The sequence below is a fragment of the Caulobacter sp. GW821-FHT10F06 genome (assembly GCF_058809215.1).
Genome location: NZ_JBXASK010000002.1, coordinates 539258 through 558553 on the forward strand (window position 1 = coordinate 539258; position 19296 = coordinate 558553).

General features: G+C 68.0%; 18 protein-coding genes. 13 read left to right on the plus strand and 5 right to left on the minus strand.

Annotation, left to right across the window (positions count from 1 at the left end; translation table 11 throughout):
• The first annotated feature begins 61 nt into the window (after positions 1-61).
• Positions 62-838, plus strand: a complete 777-nt coding sequence (locus AC1RUS_RS05800) for a methyltransferase domain-containing protein (protein WP_492913926.1) — start codon at positions 62-64, stop codon at positions 836-838.
• Here the strand turns inward: AC1RUS_RS05800 and AC1RUS_RS05805 are convergent.
• A complete protein-coding gene (locus tag AC1RUS_RS05805) occupies positions 819-2600 on the minus strand; it encodes a patatin-like phospholipase family protein (protein WP_492913929.1) in 1782 nt (593 codons plus the stop codon). The genes AC1RUS_RS05800 and AC1RUS_RS05805 overlap by 20 nt on opposite strands.
• Positions 2601-2766: 166 nt before the next feature.
• Between AC1RUS_RS05805 and AC1RUS_RS05810 the strand changes: the two genes are divergently transcribed.
• Genes AC1RUS_RS05810 through AC1RUS_RS05830 form a run of 5 tightly spaced genes read left to right on the plus strand, consistent with a single transcriptional unit; the run spans position 2767 to position 9059 of the window.
• Positions 2767-4359: a carboxyl transferase domain-containing protein gene (locus tag AC1RUS_RS05810; protein ID WP_492913931.1), complete on the plus strand. Its 1593-nt coding sequence runs from the start codon at positions 2767-2769 to the stop codon at positions 4357-4359.
• 2 nt (positions 4360-4361) lie between these two features.
• A complete protein-coding gene (locus AC1RUS_RS05815) occupies positions 4362-4904 on the plus strand; it encodes a GNAT family N-acetyltransferase (protein ID WP_492913933.1) in 543 nt (180 codons plus the stop codon).
• Positions 4901-5740: an enoyl-CoA hydratase-related protein gene (locus AC1RUS_RS05820; RefSeq protein ID WP_492913935.1), complete on the plus strand. Its 840-nt coding sequence runs from the start codon at positions 4901-4903 to the stop codon at positions 5738-5740. Before AC1RUS_RS05815 ends, AC1RUS_RS05820 begins: the two co-directional genes overlap by 4 nt.
• 19 nt (positions 5741-5759) lie before the next feature.
• Positions 5760-7088 (plus strand): DUF3667 domain-containing protein, encoded by a 1329-nt coding sequence (locus AC1RUS_RS05825; protein ID WP_492913937.1) that lies wholly within the window; start codon positions 5760-5762, stop codon positions 7086-7088.
• Positions 7089-7097: 9 nt separating this feature from the next.
• A complete protein-coding gene (locus AC1RUS_RS05830) occupies positions 7098-9059 on the plus strand; it encodes an acetyl/propionyl/methylcrotonyl-CoA carboxylase subunit alpha (protein ID WP_492913939.1) in 1962 nt (653 codons plus the stop codon).
• Between the two features lie 20 nt (positions 9060-9079).
• Here AC1RUS_RS05830 and AC1RUS_RS05835 read toward each other — a convergent pair whose 3' ends face one another.
• On the minus strand, positions 9080-10291 hold the full coding sequence (locus tag AC1RUS_RS05835) for a cation:proton antiporter (RefSeq protein ID WP_492913941.1): 1212 nt from the start codon (positions 10289-10291) through the stop codon (positions 9080-9082).
• A 176-nt stretch (positions 10292-10467) separates the two neighbouring features.
• On the opposite strand from AC1RUS_RS05835, the gene AC1RUS_RS05840 reads away from it, so the two are divergent.
• A complete protein-coding gene (locus tag AC1RUS_RS05840) occupies positions 10468-10869 on the plus strand; it encodes a DUF1489 family protein (RefSeq protein WP_492914159.1) in 402 nt (133 codons plus the stop codon).
• Between the two features lie 158 nt (positions 10870-11027).
• Here the strand turns inward: AC1RUS_RS05840 and panC are convergent, their stop codons facing one another.
• A complete protein-coding gene (panC, locus tag AC1RUS_RS05845) occupies positions 11028-11891 on the minus strand; it encodes a pantoate--beta-alanine ligase (RefSeq protein WP_492913943.1) in 864 nt (287 codons plus the stop codon).
• A 214-nt stretch (positions 11892-12105) separates the two neighbouring features.
• Between panC and mipZ the strand changes: the two genes are divergently transcribed.
• On the plus strand, positions 12106-12942 hold the full coding sequence (gene mipZ, locus AC1RUS_RS05850; protein ID WP_492913945.1) for a division plane-positioning ATPase MipZ: 837 nt from the start codon (positions 12106-12108) through the stop codon (positions 12940-12942).
• A 40-nt stretch (positions 12943-12982) separates the two neighbouring features.
• Positions 12983-13408: a J domain-containing protein gene (locus tag AC1RUS_RS05855; protein WP_492913947.1), complete on the plus strand. Its 426-nt coding sequence runs from the start codon at positions 12983-12985 to the stop codon at positions 13406-13408.
• Between the two features lie 793 nt (positions 13409-14201).
• Here AC1RUS_RS05855 and AC1RUS_RS05860 read toward each other — a convergent pair.
• Complete coding sequence (locus tag AC1RUS_RS05860) at positions 14202-15518, minus strand: D-alanyl-D-alanine carboxypeptidase family protein (RefSeq protein WP_492913949.1); 1317 nt, start codon at positions 15516-15518, stop codon at positions 14202-14204.
• 291 nt (positions 15519-15809) lie between these two features.
• On the opposite strand from AC1RUS_RS05860, the gene AC1RUS_RS05865 reads away from it, so the two are divergent.
• From AC1RUS_RS05865 to AC1RUS_RS05880, 4 genes are all read left to right on the plus strand, one after another.
• Complete coding sequence (locus AC1RUS_RS05865) at positions 15810-16244, plus strand: phasin family protein (RefSeq protein ID WP_492913951.1); 435 nt, start codon at positions 15810-15812, stop codon at positions 16242-16244.
• Positions 16245-16376: 132 nt separating this feature from the next.
• Positions 16377-16838: a RidA family protein gene (locus AC1RUS_RS05870; RefSeq protein ID WP_492913954.1), complete on the plus strand. Its 462-nt coding sequence runs from the start codon at positions 16377-16379 to the stop codon at positions 16836-16838.
• A complete protein-coding gene (locus tag AC1RUS_RS05875; RefSeq protein WP_492913956.1) occupies positions 16838-17611 on the plus strand; it encodes a glycerophosphodiester phosphodiesterase in 774 nt (257 codons plus the stop codon). The genes AC1RUS_RS05870 and AC1RUS_RS05875 overlap by 1 nt, the downstream gene beginning before the upstream one ends.
• Complete coding sequence (locus tag AC1RUS_RS05880; RefSeq protein WP_492913958.1) at positions 17554-18771, plus strand: GNAT family N-acetyltransferase; 1218 nt, start codon at positions 17554-17556, stop codon at positions 18769-18771. Before AC1RUS_RS05875 ends, AC1RUS_RS05880 begins: the two co-directional genes overlap by 58 nt.
• On the opposite strand, the gene AC1RUS_RS05885 is transcribed toward AC1RUS_RS05880, so the two are convergent.
• Complete coding sequence (locus AC1RUS_RS05885) at positions 18768-19256, minus strand: pyridoxamine 5'-phosphate oxidase family protein (protein WP_492913960.1); 489 nt, start codon at positions 19254-19256, stop codon at positions 18768-18770. The two genes, AC1RUS_RS05880 and AC1RUS_RS05885, sit on opposite strands and share 4 nt — an antisense overlap.
• Between the last annotated feature and the right edge of the window lie 40 nt (positions 19257-19296).

Here is a 19296-nt window from a genome sequence, read left to right on the forward strand (position 1 = left end):
GGTGAATCGGCTGTAGCGATGCTCCGGACCGCGCCATTTGTCGCACCGTGGAGCTTCGCGCATGCCGACCTGGAATCCCGACGTCTATGCTCTGTATCGAGCCTATCGTGAGCGGCCGGCGCTGGACCTGCTGACGGCCCTGCCACGCGACCTGGCGCCGGGCGAGATCTGGGACCTGGGCTGCGGCCTGGGCGAGCAGGCGGCGCTGCTGGCGGCCCGGCATCCGGGCGCGACGGTGCACGGTCTCGACTCCAGTCCGGAGATGCTGGAGCGGGCGAGGGGGCTTGGCGCGCGGGTGGACTGGGTGCAGGGCGACATCACTGGCTTCGCGCCCGACAAGCCTATCGACCTACTGTTCAGCAACGCGGCCCTGCAGTGGGTGGGCGGCCACGAGACCCTGATCCCGCGGCTGGCCAAGGCGCTGGCCCCGCGCGGCGTGCTGGCCGTCCAGATGCCGGTGATCAACGCCGTGGCCTGGCGCGAGACGTTGGGCGAAGTGGTGGCGACGGGACCGTGGGCTTCGCGCTTGGCCGGGATCGAGGGGGTGCGCCACACCCAGGACGCCCGCGACTACTACGACTGGCTGGCCCGAATCTGTCCCGAGATCGACATCTGGACCACCACCTATCTGCACGCCCTGCATGGCCAGGACCCGATCGTCGACTGGACCCTGGGAACGACCCTGCTGCCCTATCTCGACGCCTTGGATGATCCGGCCGAGAAGGCCGCGTTCCTGGACGCCTGGCGGTCGCGACTGGCCCGCGACTATCCGCGCCGGGCAGACGGCGTGACGCTGTTCCCGTTCACCCGGATGTTCGTCATCGCCCGTCGGGACTGACCAGCCCACGGGCCCGTTCGGCCAGACTGGGGCGGCGGCGCAGGTCGGTGACGGCGCGGTCCAGACCGTCCAGCGCGAAGGCGGCGGCGATCTTGCCGGCCAGGACCGCCGGCTCGAAGGCCTTCCAGTCGCGGATGTCGACCTTGTCCAACTTGGGCGTGATCAGCACGTCCGAGGCCTCGCGGCTGGCGGCCAGGTCGCGGCCGGTCGAGACCGTGGCGGCGCGCATCAGCAGGGCCACGATCGGCGGCCCCTTGCGCCACTCGCCCGACCAGATCCACTTCCATAGCGAGCTCGGGGTGACAATGTCGTCGCCGGTGATGCTGCGGCCTCGGGTGACGTCGACGCCGACGATGGGCCCCAGCTGCATCGAGCGCATCACATCGGCGGGGAAGTTCTTCATCACGGCCCCGTCGACCAGCACCGCCCCATCCTCGCAGACCGGCGGCAGCACGCCCGGCAGGGAGATCGAGGCCCGCAGCGCCGCGTGCAGCGAGCCCTGCCGATGCAGGTGATACGAGCCCGAGGTCAGGTTCGACGACACGCAGAAGAACGGCAGCCAAAGGTCGTTGATGTGGATGTCGCCGAAATGCTCCTCCAGCCGCGCGCGCACCTTGTCGCCGCGCGTCATGGCCACCATCGGAAAGGCGATGTCGTCGACAGGGCTGGACTCTACGAATGCCTTGCGGATGCGGGTCTCCATCTCGCCGTCGTCCCAGCCCATGGCCAGTCCCGCGGCGATCACCGCCCCCATCGAGGCGCCGCCGACGAAGTCGATGGGAATGCCGCGCTCGCGCAGGGCCTCGATCGCGCCGATATGGGCATAGGCCCGCGCGCCGCCGCCCGACAGCACCAACCCGACCGACTGTCCGGTCAGCACGCGGGCCAGCCGTTGCACGTCGGCCATGCCGTTCTCGCGCAGATGGAACAGGCGGGCCGCTTGGGTCGCCGTCACCCAGGCTTCCGAACCGACCGGCTGCTTGAGGTTGGCCGACTGCAGCAGGATCAGGTCGACCAGCCGCTGCGCCTGCAAGGGTCCCGAGGCATAGGACGGGATCGCGGCCGGCGGCACATGATCGCCGCGCCCGATGCGGAACAGGCGGTCGACCTGCCGGCCGACCACATGCTTCCAGGCGGTCTCGTCGGCCTCGGCGACATAGAGGACGAAGTCATGCTCGCGCTCGACATTGGTGAACCACTCGGTGGGCGCCAATAGGGACTCGCCGCCCTCGACGGTGACCGAATAGCCCAGGGCGGTCATGGCGCGGGCGATGCGTTCGACGATGGGGCGGATGGCCGGGCCCGGCTCGACGGCGATGAAGCCATAGACCGACGGATCGCCGATCGCCGCGTGGGTCTGGGCCTGGCGGGCGCGGCGGATCATCAGCCGCGACAGGTCCAGCATCACGGTCGGATCGTCCTCGACCGCCGCGAAGAAGTCGGCGCGGGGCAGGGCCAGCACCTCGCTGTCGCGCAGGGCCACCAGATTGGCCGAGTGGGGCGTGCCGCCGATCAGCGCCATCTCGCCGGCCGGCTCGCCCGGACGGATGACGCCCAGGAACTGCGGCTCCTGGCCTTCCTCGCGGCGGAAGGCGCCCAGGCGGCCGGTGCGGAGGAAATACATTTGGTCGGCGTCCTCGCCGGGCGCATACAGCGTCGCGCCGCCGGGCAGCGAGAACCACGTGGCCGCCCCGTCGCGCCGCTCGCGGGCGAACAGGCGCGCCAGCGCCGAGTCGTCGAAGGCGTCCAAGGGCGTTCCCACGCGGTGACGCTAGCGTGTAAGGGCAGGCTTGACCATTGGCCTGCCTTACGTCCGACTGTCGCACCCCGACGCCCGAAGAAGGCGGACGGTTTTTACGAATTGAAGCTGGTTGAGAGGCGAAAGATGCCGTCTTCCAGCGCTGGGTGGAAAAGGTTATGCCTCGCTCATGCCGAAGCTGAACTCCGTTATCGATACGTCCGGCGAGACCTTCGCCCGTAACGCGGCGCATAATCGCCAGCTGGTCGAGACCCTGCGCGAGGAAGTGGCCAAGGCCGCGCTGGGCGGTTCGGAGGCCACCCGTCAGCGCCACGTCGCGCGCGGCAAGCTGCTGCCGCGCCAGCGAGTCGAGCGCCTGCTGGATCCCGGCTCTCCCTTCCTGGAGATCGGCCAGCTGGCCGCCTGCGATCTCTATGACGGCGAGGCCCCTGGGGCGGGCGTAATCACCGGCATCGGCCGGGTGTCGGGCCGCGAGGTGATGATCGTCGCCAACGACGCCACCGTGAAGGGCGGCGCCTACTTCCCGATGACGGTGAAGAAGCACCTGCGGGCCCAGGAGATCGCCCAGCAGAACCGCCTGCCGTGCGTCTATCTGGTCGACAGCGGCGGCGCGAACCTGCCCCACCAGGCCGAGGTCTTCCCCGACCGCGACCACTTCGGCCGCATCTTCTTCAACCAGGCCCGGATGAGCGCGGCGGGCATCGCCCAGATCGCCTGCGTCATGGGCTCCTGCACCGCCGGCGGCGCCTATGTGCCGGCCATGAGCGACGAGACCGTCATTGTCCGCGACCAGGGCACCATCTTCCTGGCCGGCCCGCCGCTGGTAAAGGCCGCCACGGGCGAGGTCATCAGCGCCGAGGAACTGGGCGGGGCCGACACCCACGGCCGTCGCTCCGGCGTCGTCGACCACGTGGCCAATGACGACGAGCACGCGCTGGAGATCGTCCGCTCGATCGTCGCCAACCTCAACATCACCAAGCCGGCCGAACTGGTGATCACCGAGACCAAGCCGCCGCGCTACGACGCCGAGGAGCTATACGGCATCGTGCCCACCGACGTCCGCGCGCCCTACGACGTGCGCGAGGTCATCGCCCGCATCGTCGACGACAGTCACTTCGACGAGTTCAAGGCGCTGTATGGCACGACCCTGGTCTGCGGCTTCGCCCGCATCTGGGGCCAGCCGGTGGCGATCCTGGCCAATAACGGCGTGCTGTTCTCCGAGAGCGCCGTGAAGGGCGCGCACTTCATCGAACTGGCCTGCAAGCGCAAGATTCCATTGGTGTTTCTCCAGAACATTTCCGGCTTCATGGTGGGCGGCAAGTACGAGGCCGGCGGCATCGCCAAGGACGGCGCCAAGCTGGTCACGGCGGTCGCCTCGGCCGAGGTGCCCAAGTTCACCGTGCTTATCGGCGGCAGCTTCGGAGCCGGCAACTACGGCATGTGCGGCCGCGCCTACAGCCCGCGCTTCCTGTTCACCTGGCCCAATAGCCGCATCTCGGTGATGGGCGGCGAGCAGGCCGCCAGCGTGCTGGCCACGGTCCATCGCGACGCCGCCAAGTGGACCGACGACGAGGCCGAGGCCTTCAAGGCCCCCATTCGCCAGAAGTACGAGGACGAGGGCAATCCCTATCACGCCACCGCGCGTCTCTGGGACGACGGCATCATCGACCCGGCCCAGACCCGCGACGTGCTGGGTCTGGCCATCTCGGCCAGCCTGAACGCCCCGATCGCGGAGACGACGTTCGGCGTCTTCCGGATGTAGTCATGACGAGCCCGCCGCATCCTCGCCTGTCGCTCTGGACCGAGGCGCTATTCCCGGCCTGGGAAGCGCTGAACCGCGACGCCCTGGTCGTCCAGTGGCTGGGCGGCGCCATGGACGCCGGGCGCAGCCGCGCGACCTTCGAGCGGGTGTCGACGCATGTCGCGGACAACGGCTGGGGCATATGGGCTGTGCTGGACGAAGCGGACGAGGCCGTCGGCGCGGCGGGCCTCCACACCTTGGACGGCGAGTTCGGGGGCGAGGGCGTCGAAGCCATGTGGCGACTGCGGACCGATGCGGTGGGGCGGGGCCTGGTCTCCGGCGTCATGCCGGCGGTGCTGGCCGACGGCTTCGCGCGACTTACCGTAGACGAAATCCTGGCCTTCACGGCCCGTTCGAACGTTCGGTCCCAGGCGGTCATGCAACGGCTGGGCTTTTCGCGCGACGAGGGGCGGGACTTCGACCACCCCGGCCTTGCGCTGGATCATCCGTTGCGACCGCATGTGATGTATTGCTTAGCCAGACCTCAGGAAGGCCAAGACCAATGACCAATCCTATCGCCGATCCCCTTGTCGAAGTGCCCGACACCGACACCATGAGCCCGCTGGTTCACCTGGAGAGCACCCCCGAGGGCGCCGTCACGGTGTGGATCAATCGCGCCGACAAGAAGAACGCCTTCGACGCCGAGACCATCGCGGCCCTGCGCGAGGCCTTCGAGACCCTGCATGGCGCCGAGGGCGTGCGCGTGGTGTTCCTGCGCGGCGTGGGCGGCGTGTTCAGCGCCGGGGCCGACCTGACCTGGATGGCCGGCGCCGTCGACGCCAGCGAAGACGACAATCGCCTCGACGCCCTGGGCCTGGCCCACATGCTCAAGGCCCTGCACGACGTGCCCGCCCTGACCGTGGCCCTGGTCGAGGGACCGGCCTATGGCGGCGGCGCTGGCCTGGTCGCGGCCTGCGATCACGCCATGGCCACCGCTGACGCGGCCTTCAGCTTCTCGGAAGTGAAGCTGGGCCTGACGCCGGCGACCATCAGCCCCTACGTGATCGCGGCGCTCGGTCCACGCACCGCCAAGCTGCTGTTCGCCACCGGCCGGGTGTTCGACGCCGACGCCGCCTGGAGCTATGGCCTGGTCGACGAGGTGTTCGACGACGCCGCCGGCCTGGAAGCGGCGCGCGACGCCCTGATCGAGGAGATGGTCGTGTGCGCTCCCGGCGCGATCGGCGACGCCAAGGCCCTGGTCAACGACTTCACTGACCAAAAAATCGACCGCGGCCTGATCGAGGAGACCGCCAAGCGCATCGCGCGCCGCCGTGTGTCCGAAGAGGGCCAAGAAGGCGTGCGCGCTTTCCTCGCGCGTCGTAAACCCGCCTGGTCAATCTAGGCGCGATTCAGGGGGCGGAATGACGGGCGAACTCGAAGCGGCGGCGGCGGACTCCATCACGGACGTCTTCCGCCCCAAGAAACGGCATCCCTTCGACAAGCAGGGGGAGCTCTGCAAGAACTGCGCGACGCCCCTGGAAGGCTGGTACTGCTACTCCTGCGGCCAGAACGCCGACACCCATCACCGCTCGATCCTGCACCTGATCTGGGAGGCCATCGAGGGGATGTTCCACCTCGATGGCCGCCTGGCCAACACCCTGCCGCTGCTGTTCTTCAAGCCAGGCAAGCTGGCCAAGGACTACATGGAAGGCCGAATCGTGCGGCACGTGCCGCCGTTCCGCACCTTCCTGGTGGCTCTGCTGCTGTTTATCTTCGCTGCTGAGCACGCAATCCACGGCATCCGGCATACGCAGGAGCTGAAGGACGAGAAGGCGGCCGAGGCGCTGACCACGCCGCAAGGCCGCAAGGTCAAGGCCGACGAGATCCGCAAGGACGCCACCGAGGTTCGTGATGAGCGCCTGAAGGACCTCGCCACGGGCCGAGACGAGGCGCTCAAGGAAGAGGGCGCCGATAAGGTCAAGATCGCCGCGGAATACGCCGCTGACGTCCAGAAGGCGCAGGACCGCTACGCCAAGAAGGTCGCGGCCGCCGACGCCCTGCAGAACAATCCCAACGCCGGCGCCGAGGCGCTAGCCAAGCTTCACGGCCGCAACGCTAACGCCGCCGAGCAAATCCGCAGCCTGGACTTCCAGAGCCCGGAGACGCTGCAAGCCGACGCCAACAAGATCGCCGACGCCCAGATCGCGGGTCAGCATTTCAACGTCGTCGTGCCCGGCGAGAACCAGCAGGCCGAGGTCAAGGCCAAGGTTGCCGAGCAGGGTCACGCACCGAGCGGGAAGCACGCGTCCAACGCGGAGGCGCTGGGCAGCTGGAAGGAAGGCCTGGCAAAGGCTGTCGCCAATCCCGACTATTTCCTGCTGGTGATGTTCGGCTGGGCCCACCGCCTGGCCGTATTGCTGCTGCCGATCATCGGTCTCAGCCTGGCGCTCGTGTATGTAAACCGTCGCCAGTACTTCATCTACGACCACCTGTTGGTGGCCACCAACCTGCTGTCATTCTCATTCCTGACCAATGCGTTCTGCATGGTGCTGCCGATGGCGGCTTGGCCGACCGCGTTTGGCATCCTCTCGCTGTGGGTGCCGATCAACCTCTTCCAGACCCTGCGCGGCGGTTACGGCTCCGGCATCTTCGGCGCCGTGCTCAAGACGTTCATCGTCTGGATGATGAGCGTGACGGCCTTCGGTTTCCTGGTGGTCGGCCTGATGCTCTTCACCCTTTCACAGATGTAGGCCCAGCCTTTGATCTCCTCCGTCCTCATCGCCAATCGCGGCGAAATCGCCCGCCGGATCATCCGCACAGCGCGCGAGCTGGGCGTGCGAACCATCGCGGTCTATTCCGAGGCGGACGCCGACGCGCCGTTCGTGATGGAGGCAGACGCCGCCATCCTGATCGGCGCGGCCCCGGCGCGGGAGAGCTATCTGGTTCCGGAAAAGATCCTGGCGGCCGCTCGGCAGATGGGGGCCGAGGCCATCCACCCCGGCTACGGCTTCCTGTCCGAGAACGCCGACTTCGCCCAGGCGGTGCTCGACGCGGGCCTGGTCTGGATCGGTCCGCCGCCCTCGGCGATCCGCGCCATGGGCCTGAAGGACGCCGCCAAGAAGGTCATGATTGCGGCCGGCGTGCCGACCACGCCAGGCTATCTGGGCGAGGACCAGTCGGTCGAACGCCTGGCCAAGGAAGCGGCCGCCATAGGCTATCCCGTGCTGATCAAGGCCGTGGCCGGCGGCGGCGGCAAGGGTATGCGCAAGGTGCTGGCGGCGGCTGAGTTTGAAGCCGCCCTGGCCTCGTGCCAGCGCGAGGCCTCGGCCAGCTTCGGCGACGACCGGGTGCTGCTGGAGAAGTACGTCACCCGCCCGCGCCACATCGAGGTGCAGGTGTTCGGCGACAGCTTCGGCAATGTCGTCCACCTGTTCGAGCGCGACTGCTCGCTGCAGCGCCGCCACCAGAAGGTTATCGAGGAGGCTCCGGCCCCCGGCATGGACGAGACCACCCGCGAGGCCGTCTGCGCCGCCGCAGTCAAAGCCGCCAAGGCCGTGGGCTATGTCGGGGCCGGAACGGTCGAGTTCATCGCCGACGCCAGCGAAGGCCTGCGCGCCGACCGCATCTGGTTCATGGAGATGAACACCCGGCTGCAGGTCGAGCACCCGGTCACCGAGATGGTCACCGGCCAGGACCTGGTCGAATGGCAGTTGCTCGTGGCCTCGGGCGAGCCCCTGCCGCTGGAGCAGGACGAGATCACGCTGGACGGCTGGGCCATGGAAGCCCGCCTCTATGCCGAGAACCCCGTCACCGGCTTCCTGCCGTCGACGGGCAAGCTGAAGCACTTCCGCCTGCCCGAGGGCGACGTCCGCGTCGACAGCGCGGTCGAGGAGGGCGGTGAGGTCACGCCGTTCTACGATCCGATGATCGCCAAGCTCATCGCCCACGGCGTCGACCGCGAGGACGCCGCCCACCGCCTGGCCGAGGCCTGCGGCCTGGTCGAGGTGTGGCCGGTCAAGACCAACGCCGCCTTCCTGGCCAAGTGCGCCAGCCACCCGGATTTCGTCGAGGGCTTGGTGGACACCGGCTTCATCGAGACCCGGCTGGACGAGCTGGTCGAGCGGACGTTCTCCGACGCCCCGACCCTGGCCGCCATCGGCCAGCGCCTGGAGGGCTTCATGGAAGCCGACACGTCCAAGGCCGATCCATTCGAGAGTGCGCCCTCACGATTGCTGGGATTCCGCCTCAACGCCCCGCGCGCGGTCATGAACCTGCCGATGAGTGTCGATGGCAAGAAGGTCCCGCTGCGGGTCGCCCTGGCCGGTGGACGCGGCGACGACTGGTCGTGGGACATCACGGTCGAGGACGGCCGGGCGCTGGATGATGTCGACGTGCTCCCGGGCGCGCATGGCGAGGGCCCGCTGCGGGTGTTCGAGGGTGGCGACGTTCAGGAGTTCGAGTTCGGCTATCAAGCCGGCGGCGCCCACATGGCGGCCTCGGACGGCGCGATCCTGTCGCCGATGCCGGGCAAGATCGTCTCGGTCGCCGTCGAGGCCGGCCAGAGCGTAATCAAGGGCCAGACCCTGCTAACGCTGGAAGCCATGAAGATGGAGCACGCCCTGGCTGCGCCGTTCGACGGCGTGGTGGCCGAACTGTCGGCCACGGCCGGCGGCCAGGTCAGCGAGGGCGTGGTCCTGGCCAGGCTCGAGCCGGCCGCCTAGGCGGCCGGCCGGCGCTCCAGCTACTGGCTCTTCGACACCAGCGCGCCCAGCTTCTTGAGCTTGGGCGTGACGATCGGGATCGTCAGCATCGTGCTGCTCACCGCCATCAGCAGCAGGGCGGTGAAGGTCGTGTTGGTGATGATCTGCTTGTCCAGCAGGATGTTGGCGAAGATGATCATGATCAGGGCCTTGGTCTGCAACAGCCAGCCGATGATCGAGGCCTCGCCCTTTTCCCATTTGAGGATCTTGCCGGCCAGGTGGATGCCGGCCAGCTTGCCCGACACCGAGGCGACCAGCAGCAGGGCCGCCGCGCCGAACACCGCCAGCCCGCCGACGTCCCATTGGGTGCGCAGGCCGGTGCTGAGAAAGAACACCGGCATCACGGCCAGCAGGATGTGGTCGCGGAAGGCGTCCATCTGCTTTTGATTGAACCAGGTCGAGTCCAGAACCGCGCCGGACAGAAACGCGCCGACCATGAAGTGCAGGCCGGCCCAGTCCGCTGCGAAGCCGCAGGCCGCCAGCCAGATCAGGCCGACATACCAGCGGTCTTTCTCCGGAATGCGGACCATCAGCTTGCGGATGGCGAAGGCGGCCAGCGCGAAAGCGACCAGGAAGCCCGCCTGGCGACCCACGCGCTCCCAGTCGAGCAGGATCAGCGCCAGCACGCCCCAGATCGCCACGTCGTCCATGCTGGCGTAGCGCAGGATGCGCTGGCCCAGCGGCTGGCGAAGGATCTCGAGCTTCTCCATCAACAGCACGAGGATGGGCAGGGCGGTGACGGCGCAGGCCATGCCGATGCCCAGCACCACCTGCCAGTGCGCGCCCTTGGGCCCGGCCCAGCCGCTGTAGCGCAGCATGGCCACGGCGGCCGCGCTGCCGAACAAGAGCGGGACGGCCAGGGCCAGGCCCGACGTGATCCCCGTCTCCTTGCGCAGGGTCCAGGCCTGCTTGAGGTCCAGCTCGATCCCCGCCACCCAGACGAAGATCATCACCGCCCACCAGGCGATGCCGTTCAGCGCGGCGATCACCGGCTTGCTGAAGACGAAACCGTAATAGTCGGGGAACAGGTGGCCCAGCACGCCGGGCCCCAGGATGATGCCGCCGATGATCTGAACCACTACCAGGGGTGCGTAATATTCGGTTCGGAACAGTCGCCAGACCAGGTACGGGACCGCGAAGATGATCAGCATCGCGATCAGGAAAATTTCGGACGTATTCATCGCCGCGTGCATCTAGAGCCCCCTTGGACGCCGCGTATGTTCGCGGTCGCCGTTCTTCCCCAATCGCCTTCGATAGCACCCGCCGAAGCTGCGCCGCAACGGCGAGTGATAGCGTTGTCATGCGGATCGCGGCCGACGCGCTGAAACGGCCCTTTCCCGCCAGGGCCCCCGCGCGCTATCACCCGGCCATGGCCCTGCACATCATCAAGCTGGTCGTCGGCTGCGACACGATCGACGACCTTCTGGACTGGCACAAGGAAAGCGATCGCCCCTGGATCATGCACACACGCATGACGCCCAAGCGCCTCGACGAGGTGCTGGACGGCGGCTCGTTGTACCGCGTGTTCAAGGGTCAGATCCTGTGTCGCCAAAAGATCCTGGCCATCGACACGATCGGCGAGGGCGCGGCCAAGCGCTGCGAGGTGACGGTCGATCCGTCGATCATCCGCGTGGTTCCCACCCCGCGCCGCGCCTTCCAGGGCTGGCGCTACCTGCCGGACGCCGATGTCCCGGCGGATCTCAGCGAGGGCGAAGCCGCCGACCTGCCGCTGGACCTGGCACGCCAACTGCGCGAACTGGGCGCGTGGTGACCTGAAGGCGATCCGTTAGCGATCTGGCAACCTGAGCGGGTGTCCCATCCTCACGGTTACAGGAGGGACACGATGAAAGCCGCTTTTGCCGCCCTGGGCGTCACGGTGCTGTTCATGGGCTTGATGGTCGCCCTGGCGATCGTGCTGCGGCCGGTGGGCTAGACCACCGGCATGTTGTCGATCAAGCGGGTCTTGCCCAGCCACGCGGCCACCAGGATTCTGCCCTGCGCCTCGCCGATAGGGCCGGGTCCCAGTTTCGACAGGTCCGAGGCCTCGCGCACGTCCAGATAGTCGATCTGACCGAAGCCGGCGGCCGTCAGGGCGGCCTTGCCGGCGGTTTCCGCCTCGTCGATCCGACCGCCGTTCGCCACGGCCTTGGCGACGGCTTTCAGGGCCTGGGGCAGGGCGGTCGCGACGGCCCGCTCGTCGGCGCTGAGATAGGCGTTGCGCGACGATAGGGCCAGGCCGTCCTCGGCCCGCGCGGTCGGAGCCGCGACGATCTCCACCGGCAGGTCCAGATCCTTCACCAGCCGCTTGATCACCTGCAGTTGCTGGTAGTCCTTCTCGCCGAAGATCGCGTAGTCGGCCTGGCACTGGATCAGCAGCTTGGCGACCACGGTGGCGACGCCGCCGAAGAACTGCGGCCGGGCAGCGCCTTCAAGGGGCTCGGACACGCCCGAGACGGTGATCGCGGTCGAGAAGCCCGGCGCGTACATCTCCGCGGCGTTGGGCGCGAACAACAGGTCGCAGCCGGCCGAGGCCAGCTTTTCGGCGTCCAGCGCCTCGCCGCGCGGATAGGCGTCGAAGTCCTCGTGCGGCGCGAACTGCTTGGGATTGACGAAGACGCTGGCCACCGTGCGCCGCGCCTTGGTCTGGCCAAGCTTGACCAGGGTCAGGTGACCGTCGTGCAGCGCGCCCATGGTCGGGATCAGGGCCACCTCGTCGCCGACGGCCTTCCAGGCGGCCACCTGGGCGCGGAGATCGGCGACGGTTCGGACGATGAGCGGTGAGGTTTGGGGCATCTACGGCCTCCTGTATGCGCAGGCGTGGCTTATGGCCGAGGGGCGCTGCGGCGTCCACCTTGCCGCTCCGGCAGCGCTTGCGGTGAAGCTTGGTGCGGCGGGCCCTGCGACAAAAGGGCCTGTGGATCAACGTCATGACCGCTCGGCTGCGCCTTGGAGGCCGTGTTAACGTTTCGTTATCCGCCTGAGTCGCGGAGACAGAAGGAGCGAGTTCATGGCCGATACGCGCGTGATCGTCGTTGGGAACGAAAAGGGCGGGGCGGGCAAGTCGACCATCGCCGTCCACCTGGTTACGGCCCTGCTTTACGGCGGAGCCAAGGTGGCGGTGATCGATCTCGACCTGCGCCAATGCACCTCGATGCGGTTCTTCGAGAACCGTCGCGCCTGGCTGGCCGACAAGAAGCTCCCGCTGCCGGAGCCGATCCAACTGCGACTCAGCGACGACGACGTGGCCCTGGCCGCCGCGCCGGAAGCCGAGCAGATCGCCCGCTTCGAGGCCGCCTTCGCCAAGGGGCTGGAAGAGGCCGACTTCGTCCTGATCGACACCCCCGGCGGCGACACCGCCATCTCGCGTCTGGCCCATGGCCGCGCCGACCTGATCGTCACGCCGATGAACGACAGCTTCGTCGACTTCGACATGCTGGGTCACGTCGATCCGGTGACTATGGAGCTGACGACGCCCAGCCTCTACTCGCAGTCGGTCTGGGAAGCCCGCAAGGCGCGCGCCATGAGCGGCCAGCGCCAGGCCCTGGACTGGGTGGTGCTGCGCAATCGCCTGGCCACCACCGAGGCTCGCAACCGCAAGCGCCTGGAGGACCGTCTGACGGCCCTGGCCAAGCGCGTCGGTTTCCGCATGGGCCCCGGCCTGCGCGACCGGGTGATCTATCGCGAGCTGTTCCCGTTCGGCCTGACCATCGCCGACCTGTCGCCGCAGGTTCGCCCGGTGCCGGTGTCGCTGCAGCACCTGGCGGCGCGTCAGGAGCTTCGCGCCCTGATGCATTCGCTTGGTCTTTCGGCCTATTCCGGGGAAACTCTGCTCGCCGCTCAGTAGGGGCCCCTCGGGGGTTGCCTGAGCGCGTTCCGGGTTTGAAATGATCTATCTGTTGCTTGGCGCGGCCGTCCTGGCCCTGGTGTTCTGGGGCGGCAAGCGTCCGCTCGTGAAGGGGGACGGCTGGCGCGTCGGCGCCGGCGTGGCCGCCCTGGCCGCCTTCGCGGCGGCCGCCTACACCACCATTCGCGGCAGCTGGGGCACGGGCATCGTCCTGGGCATCGTCGGCCTGTGGAGCGCCTCGGAAGCCCGTCGCCGCGCCTCGATCGGCAAGGCCGCGCCGCCCGCCGTCTCGGGGCCCTCGCTGACCGAGGCCCGCTCGATCCTCGGCGTCGGCCCCGACGCCACCGCCGAGGAGATCCGCGCCGCCCACGCCCGCCTGATCCGCCTGGCCCACCCCGACAAGGGCGGCACGGCGGGGCTGGCGGCGCAGCTCAACGCGGCGCGGGATCGGTTGCTGAAGCGCTAGGCGCGCGAGCGCGGGCGTTGGGAGCGTGACGATTGGTGGACAGATGATCCGCTGAGGATCTCAACCAAACCACACACCGTCGTCATCCCCCGCTTCATGCGGAGGACCCAAGCGGCGCCGGCGGCTGTAGTCGCTGACCTTTGGTCGGACTTCGACCTCGGCTTGGGTCACCCGGACAAGCCGGGTGATGACCGACTTTTGTGTCTCGAGCGCGGGGATAGCCGCCTTCGTATCGGATGCGCCGAGCCTTCCCGTATTCTGACTTCACCTCGTCGCGAGGAAAGGGCGCTAGGCCAGCGACCGAAGCGGCGGCGGGGTGCGATCGAGCGGGACTGGGGTCGAGGGGGATACTCGGCCGTGTCCGGGGACCTGGTTGCTGGCCAGGTCCGCCCGCCGTCGGCGTGGTTGAAGGCAAAGGGGCGTGTCTGGCTGAAAGCCCGTCCTCTTCGACCGTCGGGCGCTTGCGGAAACGGAAGAGCTCGGGTCCCGGTAAGGCCCGAATAGGGCCACCCGACGGGAGGCTGGCGGATAACGATGGCGCGGAGCGGACGGTTTCGTCGAAACGGTATTTCTATTTCCACTCCGGACGTCGTCCGGACGCTCCGCGACCCTTTCCAATCCTTCAGCGGTTCCCGCGTGAAGCGGCGGACGCATGTCCTGACCCTAACCCTGTCGAGGCGGCCCCAAGGGCCTCATCGGAGGAGCCTGAATGTCGATCCAGCCTGACACGCAACAAAAAAGCCCGGAACGCTGGGCGCTCCGGGCTCGATCCGAGTTTCGAAAGACAGGCGCCTCAGCGCGGCGACAGCACCATGCAGGGCTGGCGCTTGGCGCTGATCGCGGCGCAGGCGCTGCGCGCGGCTTCGGCGGTCAGGCCCTGGAACTGGGCGCGGAACGCGCCGCCGGCGGCGCCCTCGACCGCGCCCTCGGCGTCGGCCACGAACTTGGCGAAACGGCCGCGAACCAGCGACAGCTGCTCCTTGGCCAGGCCCTTGGACTTAAAGGCGCCGACCTGCACGGCCCACTCGCCCTTGGCCTTCTTCGGCGCGGACTTGGGCTCGGTCTTGGCCTGGGCGGCCTTCAGGGTCTGGGCGATCTTGACCGGCGCGCGGGCGGGGGTCTCGGTCAGGACGATCTTCAGGCCGGCCTGGTCGCCGTCGCCCTGTTCGACCGACGGGCGCATGATCGGGCCGGTCGGCTCGTCGGTATAGAGGTTGGCGGCGATGGTGGTGCGGTCGCCGCGGGCGCGGCGCTTGAGGACCTCGAAGCCGGTCAGCAGCAGGTCTTCCATGTTGTTGTCGCGCCAGGCGGTCGAGGAGCCGCCCAGGACCACGGCGATCAGGCGGCGGCCGTCGCGCACGGCCGAGCCGGCGAGATTGTAGCCCGAGGCGTTGGTGTAGCCGGTCTTCAGCCCGTCGAAGCCGTCCATGCTGTCGAGCAGGCGGTTGTGGCCGCGGACGTAGTTCCCACGGAACGTGAAGCCCTTGATGCTGAAATAGGAATAGTACTGCGGGAAGTCGCGCATCGTCGCGCGCGACAGGATGGCCAGGTCGCGGGCGGTGCTGATCTGGCGGCTGTCGGGCAGGCCCGAGGCGTTGACGAAGCGGCTGTTGCGCATGCCCAGTTCCTGGCCGCGCAGGGTCATCAGGGCGGCGAAACGCGCCTCGCTGCCGGCCAGCTTCTCGGCCATGGCCACGGCGACGTCGTTGGCCGATTTCACGGTCATCGCGCGGATGGCTTCGTCGACGGTGATGCTGTCGCCGGCGGGCAGGCCCAGCTTGGTCGGGGCCTGGGCGGCGGCGCGGGGCGAGATGACGACGCGGTCGGTGGGCTTCAGGCGGCCTTCGCTCAGCGCCTCGAAGGCCAGGTACAGCGTCATGACCTTGGTCACCGACGCCGGATAGCGGGGGCTGTCAGCGCGCTTGTCATAGAGCACTTCGCCCGAATTGGCGTCGATGACGATGGCCGCATATTTCGGCTCGGCGCCGTTCATCTGCAGGTACGGGATCTGGGCCGAGGCGCTGGCCGGGACCAGCGCGCCAATCACGCAGGACAGCACCAGGCCGACGGTGGCGAGTACGGTACGGGCGGAGCGAAGCTTGGCGAACATGCGATGAGCGTCCGTCACTTTTGAACTGAGCGGTTCCGCACCGCCACACGCGTACCAGTAGCATGAACTGACCCGCCTTTAGCCAAAGTAAACAACCGGTGAGCGATGTTGTCGCGGGTGCGGAAAAATCATGCGCGTTGCGACTGTGCTTCAGCTTGCCCTAGGGTCATGGTGCGCTGCACAATTTTGTTGACTGCTGCACTGCAACATGGCAAATCGGCGTTGTCCCAAGCGCATGGGGCTGCTTCGCACAGCTTCGCCATGCCCCGCCAAACTGCCAGGAGACTCCCCATGGCCGCCGCCGAAACCATCAAGACCACTGTCGAGCAGTTCAGCACCGCCTCGAACCAAGCGTTCAAGGATGGCGTCGAGAAGTCGCTGGCCGCGCTGGCGGAAGCCAACACCCATTCGAAGAAGAACCTGGAAGCCGTCGTCGCTTCGGTGACCGCCGCCACCAAGGGCGCCGAAGCCCTGGGCGCCGAGACCTTCGCCTACTCGAAGAAGGCTGCCGAAGACCAAGTAGCCGCCGTGAAGTCGCTGGCCGCCGCCAAGAGCGTGCAGGAAGCCGTCGAGCTGCAGACCGCCTGGGCCAAATCGGCCCTCGAAGGCTACATCGCCCAGATGAGCAAGGCCTCGGAAATCGTTTCGGCCTCGATCAAGGACTCCATCAAGCCGCTGAACGAACGCGCCAGCGCCGCTGTCGAGAAGTTCCAGGCCGCCCGCTAAGGCGACCCCGGAGCCGCCCAGGCGGGTCCGACCACCAGTTGAGAAGGCCCGAGCCGGCGACGGTTCGGGCCTTTTTTCTTGTGCCCTCCGGACGCGGCGTTAAGCATGGCGTCTCGTAAACCGGAGTGCGTGATGTCGACGATCGAAGCCCGCCTGAGCGAACTTGGCGTGACCTTGCCGCAGCCGGTCGCGCCCGTGGCCAACTACGTGCCGTTCGTCCGCTCCGGGAACCTCGTCCACATCTCCGGCCAGATCTCGCTGGACGCTTCGGGCGGCATCAGGGGCACGGTCGGCGTCGACGTCGACCTGGAGACTGCCCAGGCCGCCGCGCGGCTTTGCGGGATCAACCTGCTGGCTCAGATGAAGGCCGCCTGCGACGGCGACCTGGACCGGGTGGTGCGGGTGGTCAAGTTGGGCGGTTTCGTCCAGGCCGGTCCCGACTTCATCGACATCCCCAAGGTGGTCAACGGCTGCTCGGACCTGATGGTCGAGGTGCTGGGCGACGCAGGCCGTCACGCCCGCTCGGCGGTCGGCGTCTATCGCCTGCCGCTGGGCTTCGCGGTCGAGGTCGACGCGGTGGTGGAGATTCGCTGATGCGTGCGCACGAGCGTCCCGCGACCGAGGTGTTCGGCGAGGCCTGGGAGCGTCTGTTCGACCCGGCCATCGCCCATCGCGGCCTGTGGACGCCGGGCGGCGCGCCGGAGAACTCGCTGGCCGCCTTCCAGGCCGCCTGCGCCAAGGGCTACGCCATCGAGCTGGACGTGCAGCTCACCGCCGACGGCCACGCCGTGGTGTTCCATGACGACCGGCTGGAGCGTCTGACCGGCGTCGAGGGCCGGCTGCGCGATCATACCGCAGCCGACCTGGGCGCGCTGAAGCTGTCTGGCACGGACGAGACCATCCCGACCCTGGCTGACGCCCTGACGGTGATCGGTCACCGGGCCATGGTCTATATCGAGCTGAAGACCCCCTTCGGCGAGGTCGGCGAGCTGGAGAAGGTCGTCTCCGAGATCCTGATCGATCACAACGGCCCGACCGCCGTGATCGGCTTCAATCCCTATTCTCACGCCTGGTTCGCTGACCACCATCCGCAGATCCTGCGGGGCCTGGACAGCTACAGCTGGAACGACGACAGCGCCCGAAAGCTGGCGCCGGAGATGCGCAAGTCCCTGGCGGCGCTGGAGCAGGTCGAGATCGCTCGACCCGATTTCCTGGCCCTGGGGCTGGACATGCTGCCCAGCGCCCGCGGCGACGTCTACCGGGCCAAGGGCATGCCGGTGATCGCCTGGACCGTGCGCTCTGCCGAGCAATGGGACGCCGTCAGCGACCATTGCGACAACCTGATCTTCGAGGGCTTCGAGGCGTGACTTCGGTGACGTCGGCGGTTCGCGTCCATCGCGAGATCGCCGAGATCGGCCGCGAAGCATGGGACGCCTGCGCCGCCCCGACCGGCGATCCATTCGTCAGCTACGACTTCCTGTCGATCCTTGAGGAAAGCGGCTGCGTGGGCGCGCGCACCGGCTGGGCGCCGCAGCACCTGTCGGTCGAAGACGACGCCGGCGGCGTGGCCGGGGTCATGCCGCTTTACCTGAAGTCCCACAGTCAGGGCGAATACGTCTTCGATCATTCCTGGGCCGACGCCTATGAGCGGGCAGGGGGGCGCTACTATCCCAAGCTGCAGTGCTCCTCGCCGTTCTCGCCGGTGACGGGCTCGCGGCTGATCGTGCGGCCGGACGTCGACCTCGACGATGGCCGCTCTGCGCTGCTGGGCGGAGCCCTGACCCTGTGCCAGCGCATGGACGCCTCGTCGCTGCACGTCACCTTCCCCAACGCCGCCGAGTGGGAATGGATGGGCCAGCGGGGCATGCTGCAGCGGCAGGACCAGCAGTATCACTGGGAAAACGCAGGCTACGCCACCTTCGACGATTTCCTGGCGGCCCTGTCGTCCAACCGTCGCAAGACCATCCGCCGCGAGCGTCGCGACGCCCAGGCCGGGCTCGAGATCGTGGCCCTGACCGGCGATGAACTGACCGAGGTCCATTGGGACGCCTTCTTCGGCTTCTACATGGACACCGGCGGCCGCAAGTGGGGGCGGCCCTATCTGAACCGCCGGTTCTTCTCACTGCTGGGTGAGCGGATGGCCGACAAGGTTATCCTGCTGATGGCCCGTCGGCCGGGCGGTCCGTGGATCGCCGGTGCGCTGAACCTGTTGGGCCGAGACTGCCTCTATGGCCGCCACTGGGGTTGCACCGAGGACGTGCCGTTCCTGCACTTCGAGCTCTGCTACTACCAGGCCATCGAGCATGCGATCCGGCTGGGCCTCCCGCGCGTCGAGGCCGGCGCCCAGGGACAGCACAAGATCGCCCGGGGCTATCTGCCCAGCGCGGTCTATTCCGCCCACTGGATCGCCGACCCTGCCCTACGCGAACCCGTCGCCCGCTATCTCGAACGGGAGCGCGAGGCGGTCGAGCACGACATGGCGATGCTCAGCGAGGAATATTCGCCGTTCCGCCACGAGGGCGACTAGCTCAGTTCGACGTCGGCGACCTTGCCTTCGTAGTCCTGCTTCGGATCGCGGCCGAGCAGCATCTTCACGCCAGCGAACAGGCTGTGCTCGTTCAGCCAGATCTGGGCGTGGCCGGGCTCGAACCGCAGCAGGCGCAGCTTGGGGTCGTCCTTGCCCGTGTACCAGGCCGCTACGAAGGGATTCCACAGGCGCTCGACGGTCGCGCTGTCGGTGTCGACGGTGACCTGACCCTCGACGGTGGCGAACACGTCGTGACCCTTCGAGACGAACTGGATCAGACCCTCGCGCTCGCTGCCGCCGATCGATGCGACCAGGTCGTTGTCGTCGGAGGTGAAGACCCAGAGCGGTCCGCTGTGATCACCTTCGAACTGCGCGGTCATCGGTTGGCCTTTGCCGTCCGGATCGCCGGGCAGGCCCAGCATCACGGTGCGGTCGGACTTCAGCGCCTTCCAGAACTTGGCGGCGAGATCGGCTTCTTTCGACATGGTGTTCCTCCGTTTGGAGGACCAACGACGCGGCGGGCCG

Excerpts from the sequence above, each read along its gene's own strand:
- AC1RUS_RS05835 (WP_492913941.1), bottom strand. The coding sequence starts at position 10,291 with ATGCACGCGGCGATGAATACGTCCGAAATTTTCCTGATCGCGATGCTG.
- panC (WP_492913943.1), bottom strand. The coding sequence starts at position 11,891 with ATGCCCCAAACCTCACCGCTCATCGTCCGAACCGTCGCCGATCTCCGC.
- AC1RUS_RS05865 (WP_492913951.1), top strand. The coding sequence starts at position 15,810 with ATGGCCGCCGCCGAAACCATCAAGACCACTGTCGAGCAGTTCAGCACC.
- AC1RUS_RS05810 (WP_492913931.1), top strand. The coding sequence starts at position 2,767 with ATGCCGAAGCTGAACTCCGTTATCGATACGTCCGGCGAGACCTTCGCC.
- AC1RUS_RS05825 (WP_492913937.1), top strand. The coding sequence starts at position 5,760 with ATGACGGGCGAACTCGAAGCGGCGGCGGCGGACTCCATCACGGACGTC.
- AC1RUS_RS05885 (WP_492913960.1), bottom strand. The coding sequence starts at position 19,256 with ATGTCGAAAGAAGCCGATCTCGCCGCCAAGTTCTGGAAGGCGCTGAAG.
- AC1RUS_RS05815 (WP_492913933.1), top strand. The coding sequence starts at position 4,362 with ATGACGAGCCCGCCGCATCCTCGCCTGTCGCTCTGGACCGAGGCGCTA.
- mipZ (WP_492913945.1), top strand. The coding sequence starts at position 12,106 with ATGGCCGATACGCGCGTGATCGTCGTTGGGAACGAAAAGGGCGGGGCG.
- AC1RUS_RS05880 (WP_492913958.1), top strand. The coding sequence starts at position 17,554 with ATGGGACGCCGTCAGCGACCATTGCGACAACCTGATCTTCGAGGGCTT.
- AC1RUS_RS05875 (WP_492913956.1), top strand. The coding sequence starts at position 16,838 with ATGCGTGCGCACGAGCGTCCCGCGACCGAGGTGTTCGGCGAGGCCTGG.
- AC1RUS_RS05840 (WP_492914159.1), top strand. The coding sequence starts at position 10,468 with ATGGCCCTGCACATCATCAAGCTGGTCGTCGGCTGCGACACGATCGAC.
- AC1RUS_RS05820 (WP_492913935.1), top strand. The coding sequence starts at position 4,901 with ATGACCAATCCTATCGCCGATCCCCTTGTCGAAGTGCCCGACACCGAC.
- AC1RUS_RS05800 (WP_492913926.1), top strand. The coding sequence starts at position 62 with ATGCCGACCTGGAATCCCGACGTCTATGCTCTGTATCGAGCCTATCGT.
- AC1RUS_RS05860 (WP_492913949.1), bottom strand. The coding sequence starts at position 15,518 with ATGTTCGCCAAGCTTCGCTCCGCCCGTACCGTACTCGCCACCGTCGGC.
- AC1RUS_RS05870 (WP_492913954.1), top strand. The coding sequence starts at position 16,377 with ATGTCGACGATCGAAGCCCGCCTGAGCGAACTTGGCGTGACCTTGCCG.
- AC1RUS_RS05855 (WP_492913947.1), top strand. The coding sequence starts at position 12,983 with ATGATCTATCTGTTGCTTGGCGCGGCCGTCCTGGCCCTGGTGTTCTGG.